This window comes from Nocardia sp. NPDC004260 (assembly GCF_053603155.1).
Genome location: NZ_JBSGEZ010000016.1, coordinates 94,574 through 116,154, shown reverse-complemented (window position 1 = coordinate 116,154; position 21,581 = coordinate 94,574). Strand labels below are relative to the sequence as shown.

Here is a 21,581-nt window from a genome sequence, read left to right as displayed (position 1 = left end):
CGCCCGGCGCGGCGTCGCCCACGGCTCCGGACTGGGTACCGTCCGCTGGCCGGTCGAACGCAGCCTCGCATGGCTGCACGCCTTCAAACGCCTACGCATCCGCTACGAACGCCGCGCCGACATCCACCAAGCCCTACTCAGCCTCGCCTGCGCCGTCATATGCCTCCGCAAACTCATTCTGAACTGAGTTCTAAGCGGTCCGAAGCGCCATTTCGGCGAAACGCGTCTCCGGGCGCGGTCGCGGCTGGTATCTCTTGAGCGAGTCGAACTTTCCGATCACCCACCTACGGGAGGGACCGGCATGGCCCGTATCGGCATCATCAGCATCTCCGATGGCCGCGACTATGTGCATGCGGGCATCGCCGATTTCATCGTCTCCACCGAGGACCGGCTGGTGGCCGCGCTCGCGGACGCCGGCCACGATGTGGTCCGTGGCGCGGCGCCGATCAGCGACAACGCGTCGGCCGGTGCGGTGGCGCGCACGGTCGCCGCGGCGGGCGTCGATCTCACCGTCCTGCATTACGCGGTCTGGGCGTTCCCGCATTTCACCATGCTGGCGGCGGGCGCGATTCCGGGGCCGCTGCTGTTGCTGTCGAATATCGACCCGGTCCAGCCGGGAATGGTGGGCATGCTCGCCGCCGGAGGTGCGCTGGATCAGATCGGACGTCGGCACAGCAGGCTGTGGGGTGATCCGTCCGATCCCGAACTCATCGACGCGATCGGCGTGCGCGCGCGGGCCGCGGCAGCCGTGGCGAGCCTGCGCGGTTCGACGTTCGGGCGCTTCGGCGGGCGGCCGATGGGCATGAACACCGCGGTCGCCAACACCGATCAGTGGCAGCGCCTATTCGGTATCGACGTCGAGGAAATCGATCAGTGGGAGATCGTGCGGCGCGCGGAACTGGCCGACGCGGGCGAGGCGAAGGCCGCGCGCGAGTGGCTGGAGCGCAACACCGCGGGCGTGCACTACGACGGCGCCAAGCTCACCCCGCAACTGCTGGAACGTCAGATCCGCTCGTATCTGGCGGTGCGCGAGCTGATCGACGAGTGGCGCCTGGACTTCTCGGGGATCAAGGGGCAGCCCGAGCTCACCCAGTATTTCGCCACCATGGATGTCACCGAGGCCTTCCTCAACGATCCGTACGACTGGAACGGACCGAAGGAGCCGCACGTCTGCGCGACCGAGGCGGACATGGACGGCGCGCTGACCATGCAGCTGCTCAAAGGGATCGCGGGCAGCCCGGTGCTGTTCGCCGACGTCCGGCACTATCACGCCGATCGGGACATCTGGGATCTCTGCAATTCCGGCCAGCACGCCACCTGGTTCGCCGCTCGCAGCGACGATCCGGCGGAGAACCTGGCGAAGGTGCACTTGTACCCGGAGGTGTTCTTCTTTCCCGCGGGCGGCGCCTCGGTGCATCATCTGGCCGCGCCGGGCCGGATGACTCTCGCCCGGCTCACCCGGCTCGACGGCGACTACCGCATGCAGTTGATGCTCGGCGAATTCGAGGAATACGACGAGCAGACCAACGAAGCCCTGATGAAGCAGTCGACCCGGGAATGGCCGCACGCGTTCGCCCGGCTGGACGCGCGCGCCGAGGATTTCCTGAACCGCTTCGGCGCCAACCACATTCACGCGGTGCCCGGCGACCACCGCGAAGCCGTGCGCGCGACGTGCGAATTGCTCGACGTCACGGTGGACGAGTTCACGCGGTGACGATGTTTCTCGGTATCGACATCGGGACCTCGAGTTCGAAGGGCGTGCTCACCGACGCGCGCGGCACGGTCATCGCCAGGGCCGAGCGGGCGCATGAGGTATCCATGCCGCACCCCGGCTGGGTCGAGCACGACGCGGAGAAGGTGTGGTGGGCGGATTTTCTCGCACTCGCCCGTGAGCTGGTGGCGGCGGCAGGCGGCGCCGCGATCGAGGGACTCGCGGTGTCGGGTATCGGCCCGTGCCTGTTGCCCGCCGACGCGGAGGGCAGGCCATTGCGCCCGGCCATCCTCTACGGCGTCGACACCAGGGCGAGCGTCGAGATTGCGGAATTGAACGACGAATTCGGCGCGCGGGCCGTGCTCGACCGCGCCGGATCGCCGCTGACCAGCCAGGCTGTCGGCCCGAAAGCCCGGTGGCTGTCCCGGCACGAGCCGGATGTCGCCGCACGCACCGCGATGCTGCTGATGGCGAGTTCTTTCCTGGTGCACCGGCTCACCGGCCGGTACGTTCTCGACCACCAATCGGCCAGTCAGTGCGTGCCCCTCTACGACCTGCGCGAACGTGCGTGGGCGAACGACTGGGCCGAGCGGATCGTGCCCGGCTGGCGGCTGCCGGAGCTGGCCTGGCCCACCGAGATCGTGGGCCGGGTGAGCGCGGACGCGGCGGTCGCGACCGGACTTCCGTCGGGGCTGCCCGTCACCACGGGGACCATCGATGCCTGGGCCGAGGCGGCCAGCGTCGGCGTCCGCGCTCCGGGCGACGCGATGATCATGTACGGCACCACCATGTTCCTGGTGCAGGTGCTCACCGACCCGCGCCCGCATCCCGGCCTCTGGGGCACCTGCGGCACCTGGCCGGACACGTATACCCTCGCCGCGGGCATGGCCACCTCCGGCGCGGTCACCGACTGGCTGCGCAAGCTCGTGGGTGGCGAGTTCACCGACTTGGTCGCCGCGGCAGCGGAGGTGCCCGCGGGGAGCAGGGGGTTGCTCGCACTGCCCTATTTCGCCGGGGAACGCACGCCCTTGTTCGATCCGGACGCGCGCGGCATCGTCGCGGGATTGACCCTCGGGCACGGACGGGCCGAGCTCTACCGCGCGGTTCTGGAGGGCATCGCCTACGGAGTGCGCCACAACCTCGAGGCCATGACCGAAGCGGGCGGGCAGGCGGGGCGTCTGGTCGCGGTGGGCGGCGGCACCAGAGGCGGGCTGTGGACCCGGATCGTCTCTGATGTCACCGGGCTGCCGCAGCAATTGCCCGCCGACACCGTGGGGGCGAGCCTCGGCGACGCCCTGCTCGCGGCCGAGGCCGCCGGGGTCGACACCTCCGGGTGGAATCCCGTCGTCGACACCGTGCGACCGCGACCCGAAAGTGTCGCGATCTACGACGAGTACTACCGGCACTACCGCGATCTGTACGATCGGACGACGAATATCGCCCATTTCCTCGCGGCCGAACAGCACCGCGCCGGGGCGGCTTCCTGATCGCGAATATCCGTGCGACGATGCAAAGTTGCTCCGCGGAACGATACGAGGATTCCATGCCCACGATCACCTTGACCCAGGACGATTTCGACTCCGTCGTCACGTCGCATCCGATCGTGCTGGTGGACTGGTGGGCCGGTTGGTGTGGGCCGTGTCTCGCTCCGGTGTGCGAAGCGTCGTCGCAGCGGCATCCGCAGATCGGGCACGGCAAGATCGATACCGAAGCCGAGGTCGCGTTGACCGCTGCCGCCCAGGTGACGCAGTATCCGACGGTGATGGCGTTCTGGCACGTCGCCTCGGGCGCGCTGGAAGACCTTGTACCGCAGATCCTCTGGCTGGACATGGACCAGTTCCGCCGGGAACTCGCCCAGCAGACCGACACCCGGCAGCTGGCCGCGACCGGCGGGGCCGCCACGGCGCACCGGGCCGGACTCGCGCCGACCGCACCCCGTTACGGGTGGCCGGGACTGTGACCGCGCCGGGCGGTGAACTGTGGCGGCTGGACGGCACGCGAACGCGGTCGGTCAGCGCCGAGAATCCGACGGGGGCGCCCGGCGCGGGCGCGCGGGCGACCGACGGCACCGGAGCGCACGCGGCACGGCTGCTCGGGGCGGGATGGAAGATCTCCCCCTCGATCGCGCTCGCCCACGGCGAAACCGCCACGCTGGCGGACGTATCCGGTCCCGGCGTTTTCCGGCATTTCTGGTTGACCACCGAGCGTTCCGTCCTTCGCGGGCTGACGCTGCGGATGACCTGGGACGACGCGGCACGGCCCGCGATCTCCTCGCCCCTCGGCGACTTCTTCTGCAACGGATGGGGCGAGACCGCCCTGCTGAGTTCGGAGATGGTGGTCGTCGCGCCCGCGGGTGGATTGAACAGCTACTGGCCCATGCCGTTTCGGCACCGCGCTCGCATCACGCTCGAAAACCACTGCGGCCGCGAGGTTCCGGTGTACTACCAGGCGACTTATACCGAAGAGGACGTACCGGACGAAGCGGGGTATCTGCACACCCGATGGACGCGGACCACCGGCCTGGGGAACCCTGCCGTCCACACCGTGCTCGACACGGTGCCGGGACCGGGCCGCTACGTCGGCACCTACCTCGCCATCCGCCCGGGCGCGCCGGGATGGTGGGGCGAGGGCGAGGTCAAGTTCTTCCTCGACGGGGACACCGAGCATCCGACCATTTGCGGGACGGGGACCGAAGACTATTTCGGCGGCGCCTGGAATTTCGATCTCGACGGGACATACCGGACATATTCCACGCCCTATCTCGGGCTGCATCAAGTGCTGCCGCCGGAGGAAATCTATCGAGCGGATCAGCGCTTCGGCATGTACCGCTGGCATGTGCGCGATCCGATCTGTTTCGACCGCGAACTACGCGTCACTGTCCAAGCCCTCGGATGGCAGGACGCCGAGACCTATCTCCCGCTGGAGGACGCCGACGTGGCGACCACCGCCTGGTGGTATCAGGCCTGAGCGGGGTCGTCGGCATCCGGCGGAAGCTCCGACGCCAGCAGTTCGTCGGCGCGCGCCAGCGCCGCGTCCATGCCCGCGGTGAGATCGTCCATCACGGTCAGGCCGTCCAGCAGGCCGGTGAGTTCGTCCTGCACGGCGCGCAGCTCGGCGATCGCCGGGTCGACGGGAAACCACGCGACCGAGTCGCGCCACCACGGATCGTCGCAGAGCCAGGCCCACAGCACATCACGCACCAGCACCGGGTCGGAGGTGTACACCTGGAACGACTCGGTCGCCGACCCGGCCCGGTGCTCCAGCTCGTAGACACCGTCGGGCAGCAACCTGGCCCGGATCTCGTGCAGGTCGGCACGGCTGAGTTCGAGCACGGCGTCTTCCGGCCCGGCCGGTTCGCCGAGCAGGTCGCCGAGCGCCTCCTCGGTCAGTTCCGGCAGCTGCGTCCCGTCTCCCGTGCGGATGCGCACGTCGGTGGGGTCGATGCTCATCGCGACAGTCTGCCCGATACGGCGGCGGAATACCCGAAATGCTCCGGTGCGGGGCGGCGAGGTGCAAGGTGGTCGGTATGGGTGTGCTCCAGACGATCGGACGATTCGCCGGATCGCGCGACGGGCTCGTCCTCGAAATGCGACCGGTTTCCTCCGAGGTGTCGATCCGCCCGCGTCCGCTGTGCGACGGGGGCGGTGTCGACGCGAGCGGGCTTCGATCGGGGCAGGCGCCATGACGACGGTGGCGGGAGTCGACAGTTCCACCCAGGCGTGCAAGGTCGTGGTCTGCGACGCCGACAGCGGTGAGATTCTCGCTCAGGGCCGGGCCACGCACCCGGAGGGGACCGAGGTCGCCCCGGCCGCGTGGTGGGAGGCGCTACAGACGGCGAGTGCGGGATTGCTCGACGACGTCGACGCGATAGCCGTCGCGGGACAGCAACAGGGCTTGGTCCCATTGGACGCGGCGGGTGTTCCGGTGCGGGACGCGCTGCTGTGGAACGACGTCCGCTCCGCCGACGCGGCGAAGGAACTGATCGCCGACCTGGGTGGCCCGCGGGCATGGGCCGATGCGGTCGGTAACGTACCGGTGGCAGGCCTGACCGTCGCCAAACTGCGCTGGCTGGCCGACCACGAGCCGGAACTCGCCGACAACACCGCGCACGTCGTGCTGCCACACGACTACCTGACCTGGCGACTACGCGGCGGCGGGCCGGGACGCATGCTCGAGCCGACCACCGACCGGGGCGATGCTTCCGGCACCGGTTATTGGTCACCAGCCGACGGAGACTATCGCGAAGACCTGCTCGCCATGGCTTTTCGTGGGCGCCACCCGGGCCTGCCCCGGGTCCTCGGCCCGGACCAGCTCGCCGGGCACACACCGTCGGGCGCACTGGTCGCCGCCGGCACGGGGGACAACGCCGGGGCCGCGCTCGGCTTGGGCATCACTGACGGCGATGTGGTGGTCTCCCTCGGTACCAGCGGAACGGCATACGCTCGCACCGACCGCCCGGCCGCCGACGCGACCGGCGCGGTGTCCGGTTTCGCGGATGCCACCGGCGCGTTCCTACCGCTGGTCTGCACGCTCAACGCCGCCCGCATCCTCACCTCGACCGCCGATCTGCTCGGCGTGGATCTGCCGACGCTGGAATCGCTGGCCGCGCAGGAGCCGCCGGCCGCGGACGGCGTGGTCATGCTGCCGTATCTCGCCGGTGAACGCACGCCCAACCTGCCGCACGCCGCGGGTAGCCTGCACGGGTTGCGGCCGGAGGCGATGCGACCCGGCACGGTGGCCCGCGCCGCCTTCGAGGCTCTGCTGTGTCATCTCGCCGACGCGCTCGACCACCTCACCGAGATCGGCGGGGTCTCGCCGCGGCGCGTGCTGCTCATCGGCGGCGCGGCGCGCTCTCGGCTGGTGGCGGCGATCGCCGCGCAGGTCTTCGGCGTCACGGTGACGGTGCCGGAACCGGCCGAGTACGTGGCGCTCGGCGCTGCCAGGCAAGCGGCATGGGCGCTCAGCGGCACGTCCCGGCCGCCGTCCTGGCCCGCATGCTCGGTCGCGGAGATTCCGCCACCGGCCGACACCGCGACCGGACGGGACATCCGGGCCGCGTATCGGAGAACCCGTCAGGCGCTCTACGGCTGACCACTGTCTTCACCGCGGTCTCGGCGTGCGCAGCGAATCTGGAAGCACCCTGTTTCCGCTCTGCGGGTGGCCGATTTTCGTCGCCGGGTGGCGCCTCGACGGCCGGAGGGGTTGGATCACCTCGTCGAAGAGAGGTGGACGAATGATCGATACCCAGGTGCGAAGGGCGGTGACGGCGGAACGAACCGAACTCGCCGAACTCCTGGCCGGACTGGACGCCGGGGGCTGGGACTCGCCGACCCTCTGCGCGGGCTGGCGGGTACGCGAAGTGGTCGCGCACATCACCATGCCGTATCGCCTGTCGAGCGCGCGCCTGGCGCTGGGGATGGTCGCGGCGTTCGGGAACTTCAACCGCTTGGCCGACCGCACCGCCAGGATGGACGCCGCCACGCTGAGCACCTCGGATCTGCTGAAATCCCTGTGGGACAACGTCGATCATCCCTGGCGCCCGCCGGGCGGCGGGCTCTCCAACGCGTTGAGCCACGATGTGATCCACGGGCTGGACATCACCGTTGCCCTTGGCCTGGACCGCTTGGTGCCCGAAGACCGGATGCGCTTGGTGCTGGACACGATCGACCCCAGGACCGTCAAGCTGTTCGGCGCCAAACTCGGCGGCATCGAACTGCGCGCCGACGACCTGGACTTCAGCTACGGGTCCGGGACGGTGCTATCGGGGCGTGCCCAGGACCTGCTGCTCGTCCTCTGCGGCCGCAAGCTGCCCGCCGGGCACCTCAGCGGCGAACCCGCGGAGCGATTCACCGAACGCGACTGACCCGACGCCCGTCGCTCACCCCCCGGTTTCGGCGCACGCACGCAGGTAGGCAGCCGTTTCGTCGTCGGCAGGGAAGTACGCTTCGACCGCGACTTCATCGAGCGTGATGTCGAAGGCCGCGCCGAAGGTCGTGATCGTGCTGAAGAACGCGAGTTCCGTGTCGCGGTGGCGCAGTCGGATCGGCAGCAGAATATCCGCGATGTCACTGTCCGCGACGCCCGGCGAGCCGTAGGAGCGCAGTTCCTCGTGCAGCGCAGCCAGTTCGGGATCTCCGGTCGCCATCACCTGCCGCGCCAAGCGGGGCAGCAGGAAAGCGCGGACCTGCTCGAGGTTGCGCAGCCGGGAGGCGAAGCCCGCCGGGTGCAGGCCGAGCCGCATCATGTTGATCGGCGGTTCGAGCAGCCGCGGATCCACACCCTCGAAGAACACGCCCACACAGTCGTTGGCCTGCACCAGATTCCAGCGCCGGTCCACCGCCAGCGCCGGATACGGTTCGTGCAGCCGCAGTACCCGCTGCACCGCGTCGCGGGCACGCCGCAGCGCGGGGTCGTTCCAGTCGCTGCGCCGGAACTCGGGAGCGTGTCCGGCGGCGATCAGCGCACGGTTGCGTTCGCGAAGCGGAATCTCGAGCTGTTCGGCCAGGTGCAGCACCATGGCTCGGCTGGGCGTCGTGCGGCCGGTCTCGACGAAACTGACATGCCGGGCGGACACGTCGGCTTGGATGGCCAAGTCCAGCTGGCTCAGCTTCCGCCGGTGCCGCCACTCTCGCAGCAGCTCGCCGACCGGTCGATCACCGTTCATCGGCCCAGTATCACGACGCCCGGGTCATGCCCGCCATTACATCGCGGGTAATCGACACCCCGGTTCGCTCGCTGCCAGTCTCGTCGGCATGACGAACGACAGCGCGGCAGCGCGCAACAGAGAACTGCTCCTGAACGGCTTCACGGAGTTCGCGGCGGGCAACGTCGACGTGCTGCGCACTCTGTTGCACGACGACTTCCTCGAGCACAGCCCCGGCAATCCCTCCGGGAAGGACGCTTTCATCGAGTTCATCGCACAGGCACCGGTGGCCGGGTCGAAGCTGGAGCTGGCGCGGGTGATCGCCGACGACGAATACGTCGTCATGCACTACCGCATGATCCCGCCGGGCGAAGAAGAGCCCGACCTGGCTGTGGTCGACATCTGGCGGGTGACCGACGGAAAGATCGTGGAGCACTGGGACGTCGTGCAAACGGTGCCCGAGCCCGCACAGATACCGCACGGCATGTTCTGACCGGAAAAAGTCGGTTCTCCGGGGAACGCGGGCGGGGATAGGGTCGAGCCCGTGACGTGGACCGCGCCCGACCTGGCGCGCGAGCGAATCGACGGTTTCACCGGGGCCTGACCGTCACCTGCCGTGCGGCGCCCGCATCCGATCGGGTACCGGGGCCCGAGTACCCGATCGGATCGTCGGCGGTACGCGCGTGATCCGCGCACCAGCCGCGACCTGCCGTCGCGCCACGAGTCGGTCAGCGCGAGAGCGGGTGCCAGATGATCACCGCCGGGCCGAGCGTCCGGCAGCGCGCAGGATCGCGGCGAATGCCGCCGCCTGCGCGGAATCGGCTCGGCCGCAGGACCAACCGCGGTGTTCGCCGCTGCGGTATTCCAGGTAGGCGATGGCGCTGTCGTCTCGGTCCGTCATCTGCTGGGTCAGGCCGAGCACCTCTACGCGATACCCCGCCTCGGCCAGTGCCTCGGTGAGCGCCGCGACCGGGCCGCCGCCGCGCCGCGTACGGTGGGTGACGCCGTCGACGATCAGTGTGATCTCGGTGTCCGCTTCGGCGCCGTCGCCGCTGGTGCGCCAGTCCTTCACGGCCGGCCCCGACGGGTCGTCGCAGTAGATCTCCTCGAACAGGTCACGCAGTTCGGCGGCGCTGATCTCGACGCCGGTGTCGTCGGCGAGCGCCTGCACGTGCCCGGCGAAATCGATCTGCAGGCGTCGCGGCAGGTCCATGCCGTATTCGGTGTGCAGCAGGTAGGCGATGCCACCCTTGCCGGATTGGGAATTGACCCGGATCACCGCGTCGTAGCTGCGGCCGAGGTCGGCGGGATCGATGGGCAGATACGGCACGTGCCAGTCGGCCGCGCGCTCGGGAATGCCCGTCGCGGCGGCCCGGGTGCGATGCTCGGCCATGCCCTTCTTGATCGCGTCCTGATGAGTCCCGGAGAACGCGGTGTGCACCAGATCGCCGACATATGGGTGCCGTTCGTGGATCGGCATGCGCGTGCAGTATTCGACGGTGCGGCGGATCTCGTCGATGTCGGAGAAGTCGATCATCGGATCGATGCCCTGCGCGTGCAGATTCAGCGCCAGCGTGGCGATGTCGACGTTGCCGGTGCGCTCACCGTTGCCGAAGACGCAGCCCTCGACGCGTTGCGCGCCCGCGAGTACCGCCAGCTCGGCACACGCGACGCCGGTGCCGCGATCGTTGTGCGGGTGCACCGACAGGATGACGCTGTCGCGGCGAGCCAGATTGCGGTGCATGTATTCGATTTGGTCGGCGTAGACGTTCGGGGTGGCGACTTCGACGGTGGCGGGCAGGTTCAGGATGACCGGCCGCCGCGGTGTGGCGTCCCACAATGTCGTCATCCGGTCGCAGATCTCGAGGACGTAGTCGGGCTCGGTCAGGTTGAACACCTCGGGCGAGAACTCGAACCGCACGTTCGGCAGGTCCCCGGCGCAGTCCAGCACGGCGCGCCCGCCGTCGAGGATCAGCTCGCGCAGCGCCGCGCGGTCCTTGCCGAGCACGATGTCCCGCCACGCGGGAGCCGTCGCGGTGTACATGTGGATCACGACGTCGTTGGGGATGCCGCGGATCGATGCGACGGTGCGCTCGATGAGATCGCGGCGCGCCGGGGTGAAGACGGCGATCGTCACGTCCTCTGGCGCGAGATCCTCCTCGGCGATGAGCCGAACGAAGTCGAAGTCGGTCTGGGACGCCGACGGGTAACCGACCTCGATCTCCTTGTACCCCATGGCGACCAAGAGCTCGAAGAAGCGCCGTTTGCGCGCCGGGTCCATCGGCTCGGCGAGTGCCTGATTGCCGTCGCGCAGATCGACCGGCACCCACAGAGGCGCCTGTGTGAGCCGGGCGTCGGGCCACTTCCGTTGCCTGAGCGGTACTTCCACGCGTCGATGGATGTCACGATAGCGGTGCGACGGCATTTGCGAGCGCCGCTGGCGATTCCACGCCGGAGCCTGATCGGGCACCTGCCCCGCAGGCGTGTGGATGGTGGGGAATGCGGTGGTCATGGGTCTGCCTCCTGGCCATTGTGGCCGTCACGACAAGGGTGACCGGCCACGACGAAGCCCCACGGCGGGCGGCCGGTCGTTCAGGCCCCGCCGTGGCGGCTAAGCAGAAGCATGGTGCGCATGATGGCTAGACTGTACACGACTCCTCAGACAAGTAGAGAGGTAGTGAATGATCTCCCAGGTACGGCGCCATCCACTGGCCGCGCAGGCGGCCGAAGTGCTGCTCGCCCGCATCCAGGCGGGCGAATGGCCGCTCGGTCACCGCCTGCCCGGTGAGACCGCCCTGGCCGCACAGCTCGGCGTCGGACGCTCGACGCTGCGGGAGGCGATCCGCGAGCTCGCCGGTAAAGGCGTCCTGGACAGCAGGCAGGGCGCGGGCGTTTTCGTCACCGCGCTCGAGGCGACCGAGGAATGGGACGCCGTGTTGCGCCGCGCCACCATCGCCTCGGTGATCGAGGCGCGCATCGCGATCGAGGCCGAGGCCGCCGCACTGGCCGCCCAGCGGCGCACCCCCGCCGACCTGCGCATGATCCGCCGGGCGCTGGCCGCGCGCGAAGCACACGGCGAACCGGTGGCCGAGCACGTCGACGCCGATATGGCGTTCCACCGAGCGGTCATCGTGGCCGCCCACAACGACGTGCTGACCCAGTTGTTCGACAGCTTCCTGCCCCGGTTGCGGCTGGCGATGATCGACATGCTGAAGATCTGCCCGGTGCCGTCGGAGTCCGTGGATCACGTCGCGCACCAGCGGCTGGCCGACGCCATCGCCGCGCGCGACCCGGCCGCCGCGGCGGAGTACAGCCGCACCCACCTGACCACTCTGAAAGAGGCTTTCACGTGACCGAACCGGTGCTGGAACTGACCGACGTGACCTTCCGCCGCGAGGGCAAGAAGATCATCGGCGGGATCTCGCTGACCGTGCGCGCGGGCGAACGCTGGGCGCTGCTCGGTCCGAACGGCGCGGGAAAGAGCACCCTGCTCGGCTTCTGCGGCGCGGTCACCTTCCCCACGTCGGGTTCGGTCCGTGTGCTCGGCGCGGAACTCGGCCGCGTCGAATTGCAGCAGCTTCGCCGCGGCATCGGCCAGGTGAACCCACGCCACCCGTTGCGCTCTCCGCTGACCATCCGCGAGGTCGTGCTGACCGGCCTGACCGCGACGATCGACACTCCCATGCGCTGGACACCGACAGCCGACCAGCTCGACCGAGCCGACGCGATGATCGACACCGTTGGCCTGACCGGGAAGGCGACGGAGATCTGGCCCACGCTGAGCCAGGGCGAGCGCGGCCGCACCCTCATCGCCCGAGCGCTGATCGCCGAGCCACGGCTACTGCTGTTCGACGAACCGTCCACCGGCTTGGACGTCGCCGCGCGCGAGCAGTTGCTGGACACTCTCGACACCCTGGACCGTACCCACCCCGACGTCGCCTCCATCCTGGTCACCCACCACCTGGAAGAGCTGCCGAGCACGACGACGCACGCGTTGCTCATCGCGGGCGGTCACGCCGTCGCGGCGGGCCCCGCCCTGGAGACGATCACCACCGAGAACGTCACCGCCGCCTTCGCACACCCGGTGGAAGTCCGCCACGACGACGGCCGTTGGACCGCACGAGCGGCCCGCAAACCCATCGCGTGGCCGACGCACTAGAAAAAATCGGCTCGGCATGTCGATTGCGGCGGCAGTCGTTCGATGCAGTGATGTGGGGATCGACCGATCCTGACGCCACATCGACCGAGGATGCCGAGATGCGATACATGATGCTCATCCGCCTGGACCCCGCCACCTCTCCGGAGCCGGACGAAGCGCTGCGCGAACAGGTGAGCAAGGTGATCGAGGAGATGACCAAGGCGGGGGTGCTGCTGGACACCAACGGCCTGCACGCGATCACCGAAGCCACCAGGGTCACCCAGTCCGGCGGCAAGCAGACCGTGCTGGACGGACCGTTCACCGAATCCAAGGAGATCATCGGCGGATACTGCATTCTGCAGGTCAAGTCGAAGGAAGAGGCGGTGGAATGGACTTCTCGTTTCCTCGCCGTGCACGGACCCGAATGGGACATCGAGGTCGAGGTGCGGCAGATCGCCGACCCTTCCTGAGCGGGCACGGCGGATGAGCGGGCAGCCGTCCGCGGATTCGGCGCGACGCGCCGCCGAAGCCGTGACCCGGATGGAATGGCCCCGGTTGGTCGCCGGGCTCACCCGGGTGGTCGGCGATATCGGCGCCGCCGAGGAGCTGGCGCAGGACGCGTTGGTCGCGGCGTTGGAGCAGTGGCCGCGCGACGGCGTGCCGCCGAACCCGGGCGGCTGGCTCATGCTCACCGCCAAACACCGGGCGATCGATCGGGTGCGGCGCAACCGCACCTTTGCCCGCAAGCTGGAGCTGCTCGGTCGCGATCTCGTGACCGAGCAGCCGCCGCCCGATACGAACGACGACCTGGTCGAGGACGACCTGCTGCGGATGATGTTCACCGCCTGTCACCCGGTGCTCACCGAACCGGCCCGCGTCGCGCTCACCCTGCGGCTGCTCGGCGGGCTGACCACCCAGGAGATCGCCCGGGCGTTCGTCGTGCCGGAATCGACCGTGGCGCAACGGATCGTGCGCGCGAAACGCACCATCGCCGACAAGCGGGTCCCCTACACGGTGCCACGCGGCGCCCAGCTGGCCGATCGGTTGGCCTCGGTGCTGGCCGTGGTCTACCTGATCTTCAACGAAGGCTACGCGGCGACGGCGGGCGAGGACTGGGTCCGCGAGGAACTGTGCCAGGACGCGCTGCGCCTGGCCCGCATGCTCGGCGAGTTGTTGCCCGCCGAGCCGGAGACGCACGGCCTGGTCGCGTTGCTGGAGCTACAGGCGTCCCGGCTGCCCGCGCGCACCGGAACCGGCGAAGAGGTGGTGCTGCTCGACGACCAGGACCGCGCACGGTGGGATCGCCTGCTGATCCGGCGCGGGCTGGCCGCCCTCGGGCGGGCGAACGGTGCGGCATACGAGCGCGGCCTGCCGCCGGGACGGTACGCGCTGCAAGCCGCGATCGCCGCGGTGCACGCGATGGCGGCGACGCCGGCAGAGACCGATTGGCGGCGCATCGCCGGACTGTACGCCGTTCTGGCGCAACGCTTCCCCTCCCCCGTCGTGGAGCTGAATCGCGCGGTCGCGGTGAGCAAGGTGCACGGCCCCGCCGCGGGGCTCGAGCTGGTGGACGCGCTCGTCGCCGCGGGCGCCCTCACCGACTACCACCTGCGCTACGCCGTGCGCGGCGACCTGCTCGCCCAGCTGGGCCGGTATGCGCACGCCCGCGCCGAATTCACGCGCGCGGCGGAACTGACGGGCAATACTTCCGAGCAGGCACTCCTGCTCGACCGGGCGGTCGCCTGCGCGCAGGCCGATTGACCGCACCACGGTGGTAACGCCGCTGTAATCGCCACACCGCAAACGCGTGTGAACATGCAACGAAATCGATTACCACCGAAGGGAATACGACTACGTGTGGCAGCTCTATCGAGCAGTACTCCGCACCGGCGACCACCGCCTACTCGGCTACGTGGACGCGGGCCCGCGGCTCATGGAACATGCCAGGATCGGCCACCACCTCGTCCAAGGCATCGAGCGACTGCTCACCGAACCAGCTCGGGTCACCTGGGCGGGACGGGATGCGCAACGACCCCCACTCGGCGAAAACCTCTACCGCACAGCAGGTTCGGTCGCCGCACTGCTGCCGCCGGAACACGGCGCCGTCGGCCGCTATCTGCTCAATCACGACCTGCGGATCTTCGTGGACAAAGCGACAGTACTGGAGAACGAGGCCCGTCACCGCATCCACCCACTCCCCTTGCTCACCGCCGAACCCACTCCGGATCCCGGCCGCACGGTGGGCGACCACACCCTGCTCGGCGCATGGGCACACGCCCTGATCTCGGTCCGCGACACCGTGCCGAAAGGCTATGAACAACGCAAGTTCGATTTGGTCGAGCGCCTTTCCTGAACCTCACCCCTTCGCTCGTGCGGATGACCTCCATATGCACGTCTCCCCCACCACCAGGATCGCGCTACCGTCGTCGCGTCGGGCACCTCGCGGCCGTCACCGTTCCGGCGGCCCCGGGGAATCCGCTGGGGCGGAGTGGTATTCGGCTTCGGCGAGTTCCTTCAGCGTCAGCAGTTGCTTACGCATCATGAGCAGGTCGCCGAGGGCCAATGCCATCGCGACGAGTCTGGGCGCGCCGCAGCGTATCCGGACCTGGAGGCGAGTTCCCGCGCCTTCTGGTCGCACCGCGTAGGTGACGCACACCTTGCCCGAAACCAGCGTGATGTGCCTGCCCAAGACGAAGGAGACCAGCTCGAATTGGGACATGAACCGTTGACCGACCGCCAGTTCGGTGAGCATCGGGTCGCGCCGGCGCGGGCTGCGTTTGCCGAAGTTGTCCAGCAGGTCGTAGCTGTAGGGCGCGACGCGCAACTGGCACAGCCAGGCGTAGACGAGAGCGGGCGGCGCGTCGACGCTGATCGCGCGATCGGCCTGGAGGCCGCCGGGTAGCCGGTCGTCGCACGGCAAGGGAGCCTCGCGTTCGGCTTCGGTGGCGCCCCACACGGTCCCCGGGATCATGCCGCCGCCGCGATCCTGCGCAGCATCTGACGCACCGCCAATCGGTGGCCACCCGTCCCCACGACCAGCGCACGATAGATCCGGCCGCGCAGGCCGGGAAAGTCGCCGTAACTACGCGCGCGGACGCGAGTCCGGCCCGGGCCCTCCTCGTCCAATTCGAAGATCAGCGCGTATTTCGAGAACCAGTGCTGGCCGCGTAGCGCCAAACGGTGCGGTTCCGCGACGGAATCGACGACGAACCCGGTGGGCGGCGACGGCTCGTGCGGGTCGCGACAGACGACTCTCAGCATCGCTTGCCACGCCCGGTCGCGATTCGCGTCGACCGATCTGGCATGCTCGTCAATATAGGACAATCGCTCCATATAGAAGGAACGTACTAGTACATGGCGCCGCCCCGCAAGCACGACAGCGACGTGATCCTCGACGCAGCACGCGCGCTGGTCCTCGCCGAAGGGCCCCGCGCGGCCAGCGTGTCGGCCATCGCCGAGGCCAGTGGCGCTCCGGTCGGCACCCTGTATCACCGCTTCGGCAACCGCAACGGTGTGCTCACCGCGGCGTGGCTGCGCGCGCTGCGCCGTTTCCAGGACGGCACCCTCGCCGCCGCCGACCAGCCGGATCCGGTGGAGGCGGGCGTCGGGATGGTGCGCGCCGCCTTGCGGTTCGGCCGCGAACTCCCCCAGGACGCCAAGCTCCTGCTAGAGCTGCGTCCCAGCGATCTGCTCGACGGCGAGCCGGACGCCGAGTTCCGCGCGACCCTGGCCGAGATGAACGCGCCGCTGATCGAGCATCTGCGCCGCATCGCGCGCGCCCTGTTCGGGAGGAACGACGAGCGAGAGATCGATGCGGTCAGCCGCGCGATCGTCGACCTGCCCTATGCGGCGCTGCGCCGCCACGCCCACGCCGCGCAGCTGCCCGCCTGGCTGGAAAAGGACGTGGCTGCCGCCGCCCGCACCCTGCTGACTTCTTACCGTCCCTGATCTGGCGGTGGCTCAGCCGGTGATCAGCCCAGGAGTGAGTTCATCGAGACCGGAGATGACCTTGGCGGCCAGGCCGAGCGCATCGGAAGCGGGCGGGTACTCCGGGCGCGGCGCCGCGATCACCCGCATCCCGGCCGCGTGGGCCGAGCGCAGGCCGTTGCTCGAGTCCTCGACGGCCACACAGTCACTCGGCCGCTGACGCAGGAACGTCGCGACCGTCAGGTAGACGTCCGGCGCCGGTTTGCCGCGATCGACCTCCTCGGTGGAGAAGGTGACGGAGAAGTACTCGATCAAACCCGTCCGGCCCAGCACCGTGTCGATGAGCGCGCGCGGCGACGAACTGGCCAGCCCCAGCGGCCAGTGCTCACAGATCCGCTGCACGGCCTCGACCGCACCCGGCAGCACCGGCACGCCCTCGGCGTAGCGCTCGGACATCCGCTCGATCACCTCCCGCGCGACGGTCTCCGGAGGCTCGCCGACCCCGAGTTCGTCGCTCAGATAGGCCGACCATTCCCCGGTGCTCATCCCCATCAGCCGCCGCTGGGTGTCGGGCAGCCATCGCCCACCCTTCTCCGCGACGTAGCCACGCCGCACCAGTTCCCAGACCGGCTCGGAGTCGATCAATACGCCGTCCATGTCGAACACGACCGCGGTGATACCCATGCGCACAGAGCCTTTCGCCAGCCGAAGCGGTCAGGGATCCAGCGCGGCCGCAACGCGTATCCGGCCGCCGGAACCAGGCCGATACCACCCGGGAAAGGCGATATGCGGTCGCGCACCAGCCTAGGCGGTGACGGCTCGTGACGACGGACACAGCACCCGCGCGGCGAGCATTCACCGGGCAACCGATAACTTGTTCTCATGAACGAACCGCAGGACGGCGACTCGCTGCCGAGTCAGGAGCACCACGAGGGCGGGTTCCGGCCGATGACCCAGCTGATCGCCGCCCACGAGGCAGCCAAGGACGACATCTCCCGCGGCGGGCCGCACTACGGCCAGTTCATCGAGCAGGTGCGCGGCCTGATGGACCGCGTCCGCCTGGCCTCGCCCTCCGACGAGCTGGCGGTGGAAGCGATCGGCATTCTCAAGGAGCTGAACGACAAGCTCGACGCCGCACGGGTGGACGAATGGTCGACGCCCAACTGGACCCGCTTCGACCTGCCCGCCCGCGGCAACATCACCCTGCCGCCGTTCTTCATCGACCATGTCGACCCGCAGCACGGCGTCGACGCGCGCCTCACCTTCCGCACCTTCCACCTCGGCGGCAACAGCGCCGCCCACGGCGGTCAGATCGCCATCGCCTTCGACGACCTGCTCGGCATGGCGGCCGCGGTGCGCTCCGGCGCGGTGACCAGAACGGCGTCGCTCACCGTCGACTACCGCTCCATCACGCCGCTGAACACCGAACTCAAGGTGCGCGCGTGGGCCGAACGGCAGGAGGGGCGCAAGGTCTATGTGCGGGCCACCCTGCACGACGGCGACCGGCTGTGTGCGGAGGCGAACGGCTTGTTCATCGTGCTGAAGCCCGGACAGCCCTGATCCTCCGCGCCGACGGCGAGAATCGGCCGGTTCGAGCCTCGGTACCGCACCTGCCGGAGTCCGCTGGGGGCGTCGGCTTCGCGCACGGCGCGGCCACCGAATGCTGGGGAGAACGTGGGGTTCCGGTTCCCTTGTCCACTACGCTCGCGCCGCCTTCATAGCGCCCGTGCGCGCTGGCCCCCGGTGCACGCTTCCGCGTCGACGGATCGCGACTCCGCCGACACGGAAATGGTTGCGCACCTCGATGACCGAATCGCCCGCCGACGAGCCGAACGCCGGGCGCCCTCGCGAATGGCGCACTGTGCACGACTGCATGGAATGCCCTGTCGGCCAGAGTAATTCCCGTCGATCTAAAAAAGCGCAGGCAGGCGGGCCGCCCGCGAATCCGGCACGACCGCACCGGCACACGATGCAGACTCGCTTGACATGCCGTCGCGGTGTTCCGGCGCTCGCCGGTCGACGTGCCACCGGCGAGCGCCGTCCGATCACCGCCCCGGGAAGTGCGCTTCCCGGTACGCGCCGAACCGCGCGTCCACCTGCTCGGCGGTCAGCCCGAAATCCGCGAGGGTGTAGCGGTGCGCCGGGCGTGCCGCCCCCGACGTGCTCTCCGCGTGCAACGCGGTCATCGCCGCCTCGGCCTCGGCGGTCAGCGGCAGCCCGAAGTGCCGGTAGATCGACGTCACCGTGCCGATCGGGTCGGCGACGAACTCGTCGTAGTCGACATCGCAGAACTGCGCCGCGTCGTGGCGTTTGCGGTCGGCGAGGAACCGCTCCGCGCCGCGCGCCCACAGATCCAGCTGCGTCGCGCCGACCACCGGGCCGCGGAACTTCTCCGACCAGCCCGCCGACGCCTGCTCGTTCAAACTGCACACCGACGCGATGATGGTGCGCGGATCGCGGTGCATCTGGATGACCAGCGCGTCCGGATAGACCTCGAAGATCGCGTCCAGCGCGAACAGGTGACTCGGGTTCTTCAGCACCCATCGCTTGTCCGCGTCCGGCAGCCCGATCAGTTGCAGGTTGCGCCGGTGCCTGCGGTAGGCGGATGTCCAATCCCGCTCGCGCAACCACTCGGAGTAGGTGGGCAGGTAGGCCAGGCACTCGTAGGACACCGACATGGCCGACTGCCGCAGCAACTGCCAGCACTCCTCGACCTGGTCGGCCGAGATGTGGTGCACTCCCATGAACTCCGGATGTTCGACGTGGTGCTTGTCGTAGGCGGCGGCGAGGCGCTGGTAGACCGGGTTGCTCGCCCACGTCTCGCGCGGCGGGCGCGGCTGCGGCATCTCGGTCAGCCACATCTCCAGCCCTTGGTGCGCCGGGTCTGCGTTGAGCAGGCGGTGCACCGCCGTGGTGCCCGAGCGCGGCAGACCGGTCACGAAGATCGGGCGCTCGATCGCCACGTCGGCGTGTTCCGGATGCCGCCGCCAGGCCGCCTCGCTGAGCAGCCGGGCGATCAGCGCGCCGCGCAGGAACGCGCGGTTCACCTTGTTGCCGAAGGGCGTGAGTTCGGCGTCCTTCGCATAGGACTCGAGCAGCACCTCGAGCCCTTCGCGGTAGTCGTCGCCGCCGAAGTCGTCCAGCCCGACCACCTTGGTCGCCGAGGCGTGCAGATCGTCGACGGTCCCGACGTCGTCCCTACCGATCACGGTCATCTCCTAGTGGTGGAATTCGCCGGCGTTGACGTCCAGGCACGCGCCGGTGATCGCGCGCGCCATGGCGGACGCGAAGAACACGACCGCGTCGGCGATCTCGTCGGGTTCGGGCAGTTTGCGCAGGTCGGTGGTCTTCGCGGTCTCGGCGTAGACCTCCTCGGAGGTGATCCCCCGCTGCTGTGCCAGGTAGTTGAAGTACCACTTCAGGTTGTCGGCCCAGATGTAGCCCGGGGCGACGGAATTGACCCGGATGCCCTTCGGACCGAGTTCGGTGGCCAGACTCTGCGCCAGCGCGAGCAGGCTGGCCTTGGCCATCTTGTACGGCCCGAAGGTTCGGCGCGAGTGGTGCAGCACGGCCGAGTTGATCATCACCACCGAGCCCTTGCTCTCGGCGAGGGCGGGCACGAACAGCCTGGTCAGACGCAAGGCGGCCAGCACGTTCGTCTCGAAGCCCGCGCGCACCTGATCCAGGTCGACGTCGGCGAGGTCGACGATCGGCGGGATCGCGAAGGCGTTGTTCACCAGCGTGTCGACCTTGCCGAAGGCGCTGTGCGCGGTCTCGACCAGATTCACGACCGCGGCCTCGTCGTTGATGTCGGTCGGCACGACCACCGCGCGCCTGCCCAGTTCGGTGATCTCCTTGGCCACCTCGGTCAGTCGCGATTCGGTCCGCGAAGCCAGCACTACGTCCGCGCCCGCCTTCGCGCTCTGCACCGCGATCGCACGCCCCAGTCCCGGCCCCACGCCGGAGACGACGACCACTTTGTCCCGCAACAACATCAGCCGAGCATCCTCTCCGCGACGGCGGCCTGACGCGCCGCGATCCGGTCGCGCCACTGCTCCGGCGTGACCAGCGCCTGTTCGTGGAACGGCAGGCGATTGGGCAGGTCCGCGACGGAAACGATCTCCACGGTGGGCCCGTCGTCGGGTTTCATCTCCCGCGACAGCCGCTGCCAGCGGAATTGGAGGTAGCCGCGGGAATGACCGGTGCGCTCGATCCAGTTGGCCAGGCCCGGATCACGCTCGCTGACCACCAGCCGGATCATCCCGTCCGGGTCCACGTGTGCCTGGTCGGCGGTGAGGCTGGTCTGATGGTTGATGTAATCCAGCGACAGGTACCACATGCTGCCGAGCTGGAAGCCCTGGTAGGGGGCGTCGGATTTGGGCACCGTGATGATCATGGCCTGGTCGTCGTCCAGGTCGTAGTGACCCACCGAGGAGAACTGGGTGCTCAGCCCGCCCGGCGTCGGCCTCGGCTCGGTCAGCGTGTTCACCGGCAGGTTCAGATAGAACCACTCCGGGAAGGCCAGGAAGGTCTTCAACCGCGACACCAGCATCTTGCCCGCCACGCCGTATCGCTTGGTGAGCACGTCCTTGGTCAGCGGCGGCGGCGCGTCGCCGATCCGGTCGACGCGCTGGATGCGGATCGTGCCCGCCTTCTCCGTCAACCAGTCGCTGTGCACCTCGCGGACCACGAGCATCGCCGCGTCGGCGCCGAGGTGCACATAGCCGGGGCCCGCTTCGCCGGGTCCGAACCGGATCTCGTAGGTCCCGTCCGCGCGGATGTCGAGCTTTCGGTCGTCGAAAGCGGTGAGGCTGTCGGGCACGTCGACGGGCGAATAGTTGCCGTTGAGCACCTGGAAGCTCAGGTCACGGGTGGTGCCGCGGGTGCCGGTCACCACATATTCGGCGTCCGGGCGCAGATAGGAGTGGTAGTAGAGGGTGTCGGGGTTGTCCAGGCCCATCTTGGTGTACGGGCCGGTGGACATGACGAAGAACGGGAAGTCCAGCTCGTAGGCCCAGGCCATCTGCAACGACGCGCGGATGCTGCCCGCCAGATAGTCGTAGCCCTCGACGAGGTCCTGTTCGGTGCGAATGTGCGCGGCTCCGGTGATGATCTGCTCGGCGGCGGCGATGGCGTCCGCGAACGGCTGTGTCAGCAAGAGG

Annotated in this window: 24 protein-coding genes; 15 read left to right on the top strand and 9 right to left on the bottom strand. The window is 69.0% G+C overall.

What is annotated here, in order from left to right; translation table 11 throughout:
• The 5 genes from ACWEO7_RS12530 to ACWEO7_RS12510 form a co-directional block, all read left to right on the top strand.
• On the top strand, window positions 1-187 hold a 187-nt coding region (locus tag ACWEO7_RS12530), incomplete at its 5' end, for a transposase (protein WP_452423074.1).
• Window positions 188-301: 114 nt separating this feature from the next.
• Window positions 302-1,714, top strand: coding sequence for an L-fucose/L-arabinose isomerase family protein (locus ACWEO7_RS12525; protein ID WP_452423072.1), 1,413 nt, complete (start codon window positions 302-304; stop codon window positions 1,712-1,714).
• Window positions 1,715-1,716: 2 nt separating this feature from the next.
• Window positions 1,717-3,198, top strand: a complete 1,482-nt coding sequence (locus ACWEO7_RS12520) for an FGGY-family carbohydrate kinase (protein WP_452423079.1) — start codon at window positions 1,717-1,719, stop codon at window positions 3,196-3,198.
• Window positions 3,199-3,254: 56 nt separating this feature from the next.
• Window positions 3,255-3,671 (top strand): thioredoxin family protein, encoded by a 417-nt coding sequence (locus tag ACWEO7_RS12515; protein WP_452423070.1) that lies wholly within the window; start codon window positions 3,255-3,257, stop codon window positions 3,669-3,671.
• Window positions 3,656-4,678: a glycoside hydrolase family 172 protein gene (locus tag ACWEO7_RS12510; RefSeq protein WP_356969573.1), complete on the top strand. Its 1,023-nt coding sequence runs from the start codon at window positions 3,656-3,658 to the stop codon at window positions 4,676-4,678. Before ACWEO7_RS12515 ends, ACWEO7_RS12510 begins: the two co-directional genes overlap by 16 nt.
• On the opposite strand, the gene ACWEO7_RS12505 is transcribed toward ACWEO7_RS12510, so the two are convergent.
• The gene (locus ACWEO7_RS12505; RefSeq protein WP_452423068.1) at window positions 4,669-5,160 is read right to left on the bottom strand and encodes a hypothetical protein; all 492 of its coding nucleotides are present in this window, start codon (window positions 5,158-5,160) and stop codon (window positions 4,669-4,671) included. The two genes, ACWEO7_RS12510 and ACWEO7_RS12505, sit on opposite strands and share 10 nt — an antisense overlap.
• A 232-nt stretch (window positions 5,161-5,392) precedes the next feature.
• Between ACWEO7_RS12505 and xylB the strand changes: the two genes are divergently transcribed.
• Together xylB and ACWEO7_RS12495 are read left to right on the top strand one after the other, a co-directional pair.
• Window positions 5,393-6,802, top strand: a complete 1,410-nt coding sequence (gene xylB / locus ACWEO7_RS12500; protein ID WP_452423066.1) for a xylulokinase — start codon at window positions 5,393-5,395, stop codon at window positions 6,800-6,802.
• A 142-nt stretch (window positions 6,803-6,944) separates the two neighbouring features.
• Window positions 6,945-7,574, top strand: coding sequence for a maleylpyruvate isomerase family mycothiol-dependent enzyme (locus tag ACWEO7_RS12495; protein WP_452423065.1), 630 nt, complete (start codon window positions 6,945-6,947; stop codon window positions 7,572-7,574).
• 15 nt (window positions 7,575-7,589) lie between these two features.
• Here the strand turns inward: ACWEO7_RS12495 and ACWEO7_RS12490 are convergent, their stop codons facing one another.
• Window positions 7,590-8,375, bottom strand: a complete 786-nt coding sequence (locus ACWEO7_RS12490) for a helix-turn-helix domain-containing protein (RefSeq protein ID WP_452423063.1) — start codon at window positions 8,373-8,375, stop codon at window positions 7,590-7,592.
• A gap of 88 nt (window positions 8,376-8,463) precedes the next feature.
• Here ACWEO7_RS12490 and ACWEO7_RS12485 point away from each other — a divergent pair, with 88 nt between their 5' ends.
• Complete coding sequence (locus tag ACWEO7_RS12485; protein ID WP_452423061.1) at window positions 8,464-8,847, top strand: nuclear transport factor 2 family protein; 384 nt, start codon at window positions 8,464-8,466, stop codon at window positions 8,845-8,847.
• 261 nt (window positions 8,848-9,108) lie between these two features.
• On the opposite strand, the gene ACWEO7_RS12480 is transcribed toward ACWEO7_RS12485, so the two are convergent.
• The gene (locus tag ACWEO7_RS12480; protein WP_452423077.1) at window positions 9,109-10,779 is read right to left on the bottom strand and encodes a 2-isopropylmalate synthase; all 1,671 of its coding nucleotides are present in this window, start codon (window positions 10,777-10,779) and stop codon (window positions 9,109-9,111) included.
• Window positions 10,780-11,035: 256 nt separating this feature from the next.
• Here ACWEO7_RS12480 and ACWEO7_RS12475 point away from each other — a divergent pair, with 256 nt between their 5' ends.
• From ACWEO7_RS12475 to ACWEO7_RS12455, 5 genes are all read left to right on the top strand, one after another.
• Complete coding sequence (locus ACWEO7_RS12475) at window positions 11,036-11,707, top strand: FadR/GntR family transcriptional regulator (protein WP_452423060.1); 672 nt, start codon at window positions 11,036-11,038, stop codon at window positions 11,705-11,707.
• A complete protein-coding gene (locus ACWEO7_RS12470) occupies window positions 11,704-12,513 on the top strand; it encodes an ABC transporter ATP-binding protein (protein ID WP_452423058.1) in 810 nt (269 codons plus the stop codon). The genes ACWEO7_RS12475 and ACWEO7_RS12470 overlap by 4 nt, the downstream gene beginning before the upstream one ends.
• Before the next feature lie 98 nt (window positions 12,514-12,611).
• Window positions 12,612-12,962 (top strand): YciI family protein, encoded by a 351-nt coding sequence (locus tag ACWEO7_RS12465; protein WP_452423057.1) that lies wholly within the window; start codon window positions 12,612-12,614, stop codon window positions 12,960-12,962.
• A 13-nt stretch (window positions 12,963-12,975) separates the two neighbouring features.
• Window positions 12,976-14,253 carry an RNA polymerase sigma factor gene (locus ACWEO7_RS12460; RefSeq protein ID WP_452423055.1) on the top strand — a complete coding sequence of 426 codons (1,278 nt, stop codon included), beginning with the start codon at window positions 12,976-12,978 and terminating at the stop codon, window positions 14,251-14,253.
• Between the two features lie 94 nt (window positions 14,254-14,347).
• On the top strand, window positions 14,348-14,845 hold the full coding sequence (locus tag ACWEO7_RS12455; RefSeq protein WP_452423053.1) for a hypothetical protein: 498 nt from the start codon (window positions 14,348-14,350) through the stop codon (window positions 14,843-14,845).
• Between the two features lie 96 nt (window positions 14,846-14,941).
• Here ACWEO7_RS12455 and ACWEO7_RS12450 read toward each other — a convergent pair whose 3' ends face one another.
• Together ACWEO7_RS12450 and ACWEO7_RS12445 are read right to left on the bottom strand one after the other, a co-directional pair.
• Window positions 14,942-15,463, bottom strand: a complete 522-nt coding sequence (locus tag ACWEO7_RS12450; protein WP_452423051.1) for a hypothetical protein — start codon at window positions 15,461-15,463, stop codon at window positions 14,942-14,944.
• Entirely contained in the window at window positions 15,460-15,753 is a 294-nt protein-coding gene (locus ACWEO7_RS12445; RefSeq protein WP_452423050.1) for a hypothetical protein, read from the bottom strand. Before ACWEO7_RS12445 ends, ACWEO7_RS12450 begins: the two co-directional genes overlap by 4 nt.
• A gap of 93 nt (window positions 15,754-15,846) precedes the next feature.
• Here ACWEO7_RS12445 and ACWEO7_RS12440 point away from each other — a divergent pair, with 93 nt between their 5' ends.
• Window positions 15,847-16,440 carry a TetR/AcrR family transcriptional regulator gene (locus ACWEO7_RS12440; RefSeq protein ID WP_452423048.1) on the top strand — a complete coding sequence of 198 codons (594 nt, stop codon included), beginning with the start codon at window positions 15,847-15,849 and terminating at the stop codon, window positions 16,438-16,440.
• A 12-nt stretch (window positions 16,441-16,452) separates the two neighbouring features.
• Here ACWEO7_RS12440 and ACWEO7_RS12435 read toward each other — a convergent pair whose 3' ends face one another.
• The gene (locus ACWEO7_RS12435) at window positions 16,453-17,103 is read right to left on the bottom strand and encodes an HAD family hydrolase (RefSeq protein ID WP_452423046.1); all 651 of its coding nucleotides are present in this window, start codon (window positions 17,101-17,103) and stop codon (window positions 16,453-16,455) included.
• 198 nt (window positions 17,104-17,301) lie between these two features.
• Here ACWEO7_RS12435 and ACWEO7_RS12430 point away from each other — a divergent pair, with 198 nt between their 5' ends.
• The gene (locus tag ACWEO7_RS12430) at window positions 17,302-17,979 is read left to right on the top strand and encodes a PaaI family thioesterase (protein ID WP_452423044.1); all 678 of its coding nucleotides are present in this window, start codon (window positions 17,302-17,304) and stop codon (window positions 17,977-17,979) included.
• A 485-nt stretch (window positions 17,980-18,464) separates the two neighbouring features.
• Here ACWEO7_RS12430 and ACWEO7_RS12425 read toward each other — a convergent pair whose 3' ends face one another.
• The 3 genes from ACWEO7_RS12425 to ACWEO7_RS12415 are packed head-to-tail and all read right to left on the bottom strand — an operon-like array spanning window position 18,465 to window position 21,577.
• A complete protein-coding gene (locus ACWEO7_RS12425) occupies window positions 18,465-19,634 on the bottom strand; it encodes a sulfotransferase family protein (protein ID WP_452423042.1) in 1,170 nt (389 codons plus the stop codon).
• A gap of 3 nt (window positions 19,635-19,637) precedes the next feature.
• Window positions 19,638-20,414, bottom strand: coding sequence for an SDR family oxidoreductase (locus tag ACWEO7_RS12420; RefSeq protein ID WP_452423040.1), 777 nt, complete (start codon window positions 20,412-20,414; stop codon window positions 19,638-19,640).
• Window positions 20,414-21,577 carry a hypothetical protein gene (locus ACWEO7_RS12415; protein WP_452423038.1) on the bottom strand — a complete coding sequence of 388 codons (1,164 nt, stop codon included), beginning with the start codon at window positions 21,575-21,577 and terminating at the stop codon, window positions 20,414-20,416. Before ACWEO7_RS12415 ends, ACWEO7_RS12420 begins: the two co-directional genes overlap by 1 nt.
• Between the last annotated feature and the right edge of the window lie 4 nt (window positions 21,578-21,581).

Coding starts and splice junctions, on each gene's coding strand:
- ACWEO7_RS12525 (WP_452423072.1), top strand. CDS start 302: ATGGCCCGTATCGGCATCATCAGCATCTCCGATGGCCGCGACTATGTG.
- ACWEO7_RS12520 (WP_452423079.1), top strand. CDS start 1,717: ATGTTTCTCGGTATCGACATCGGGACCTCGAGTTCGAAGGGCGTGCTC.
- ACWEO7_RS12515 (WP_452423070.1), top strand. CDS start 3,255: ATGCCCACGATCACCTTGACCCAGGACGATTTCGACTCCGTCGTCACG.
- ACWEO7_RS12505 (WP_452423068.1), bottom strand. CDS start 5,160: ATGAGCATCGACCCCACCGACGTGCGCATCCGCACGGGAGACGGGACG.
- xylB (WP_452423066.1), top strand. CDS start 5,393: ATGACGACGGTGGCGGGAGTCGACAGTTCCACCCAGGCGTGCAAGGTC.
- ACWEO7_RS12495 (WP_452423065.1), top strand. CDS start 6,945: ATGATCGATACCCAGGTGCGAAGGGCGGTGACGGCGGAACGAACCGAA.
- ACWEO7_RS12490 (WP_452423063.1), bottom strand. CDS start 8,375: ATGAACGGTGATCGACCGGTCGGCGAGCTGCTGCGAGAGTGGCGGCAC.
- ACWEO7_RS12485 (WP_452423061.1), top strand. CDS start 8,464: ATGACGAACGACAGCGCGGCAGCGCGCAACAGAGAACTGCTCCTGAAC.
- ACWEO7_RS12480 (WP_452423077.1), bottom strand. CDS start 10,779: ATGCCGTCGCACCGCTATCGTGACATCCATCGACGCGTGGAAGTACCG.
- ACWEO7_RS12475 (WP_452423060.1), top strand. CDS start 11,036: ATGATCTCCCAGGTACGGCGCCATCCACTGGCCGCGCAGGCGGCCGAA.
- ACWEO7_RS12465 (WP_452423057.1), top strand. CDS start 12,612: ATGCGATACATGATGCTCATCCGCCTGGACCCCGCCACCTCTCCGGAG.
- ACWEO7_RS12460 (WP_452423055.1), top strand. CDS start 12,976: ATGAGCGGGCAGCCGTCCGCGGATTCGGCGCGACGCGCCGCCGAAGCC.
- ACWEO7_RS12450 (WP_452423051.1), bottom strand. CDS start 15,463: ATGATCCCGGGGACCGTGTGGGGCGCCACCGAAGCCGAACGCGAGGCT.
- ACWEO7_RS12445 (WP_452423050.1), bottom strand. CDS start 15,753: ATGCTGAGAGTCGTCTGTCGCGACCCGCACGAGCCGTCGCCGCCCACC.
- ACWEO7_RS12440 (WP_452423048.1), top strand. CDS start 15,847: ATGGCGCCGCCCCGCAAGCACGACAGCGACGTGATCCTCGACGCAGCA.
- ACWEO7_RS12435 (WP_452423046.1), bottom strand. CDS start 17,103: ATGGGTATCACCGCGGTCGTGTTCGACATGGACGGCGTATTGATCGAC.
- ACWEO7_RS12430 (WP_452423044.1), top strand. CDS start 17,302: ATGAACGAACCGCAGGACGGCGACTCGCTGCCGAGTCAGGAGCACCAC.
- ACWEO7_RS12425 (WP_452423042.1), bottom strand. CDS start 19,634: ATGACCGTGATCGGTAGGGACGACGTCGGGACCGTCGACGATCTGCAC.
- ACWEO7_RS12420 (WP_452423040.1), bottom strand. CDS start 20,414: ATGTTGTTGCGGGACAAAGTGGTCGTCGTCTCCGGCGTGGGGCCGGGA.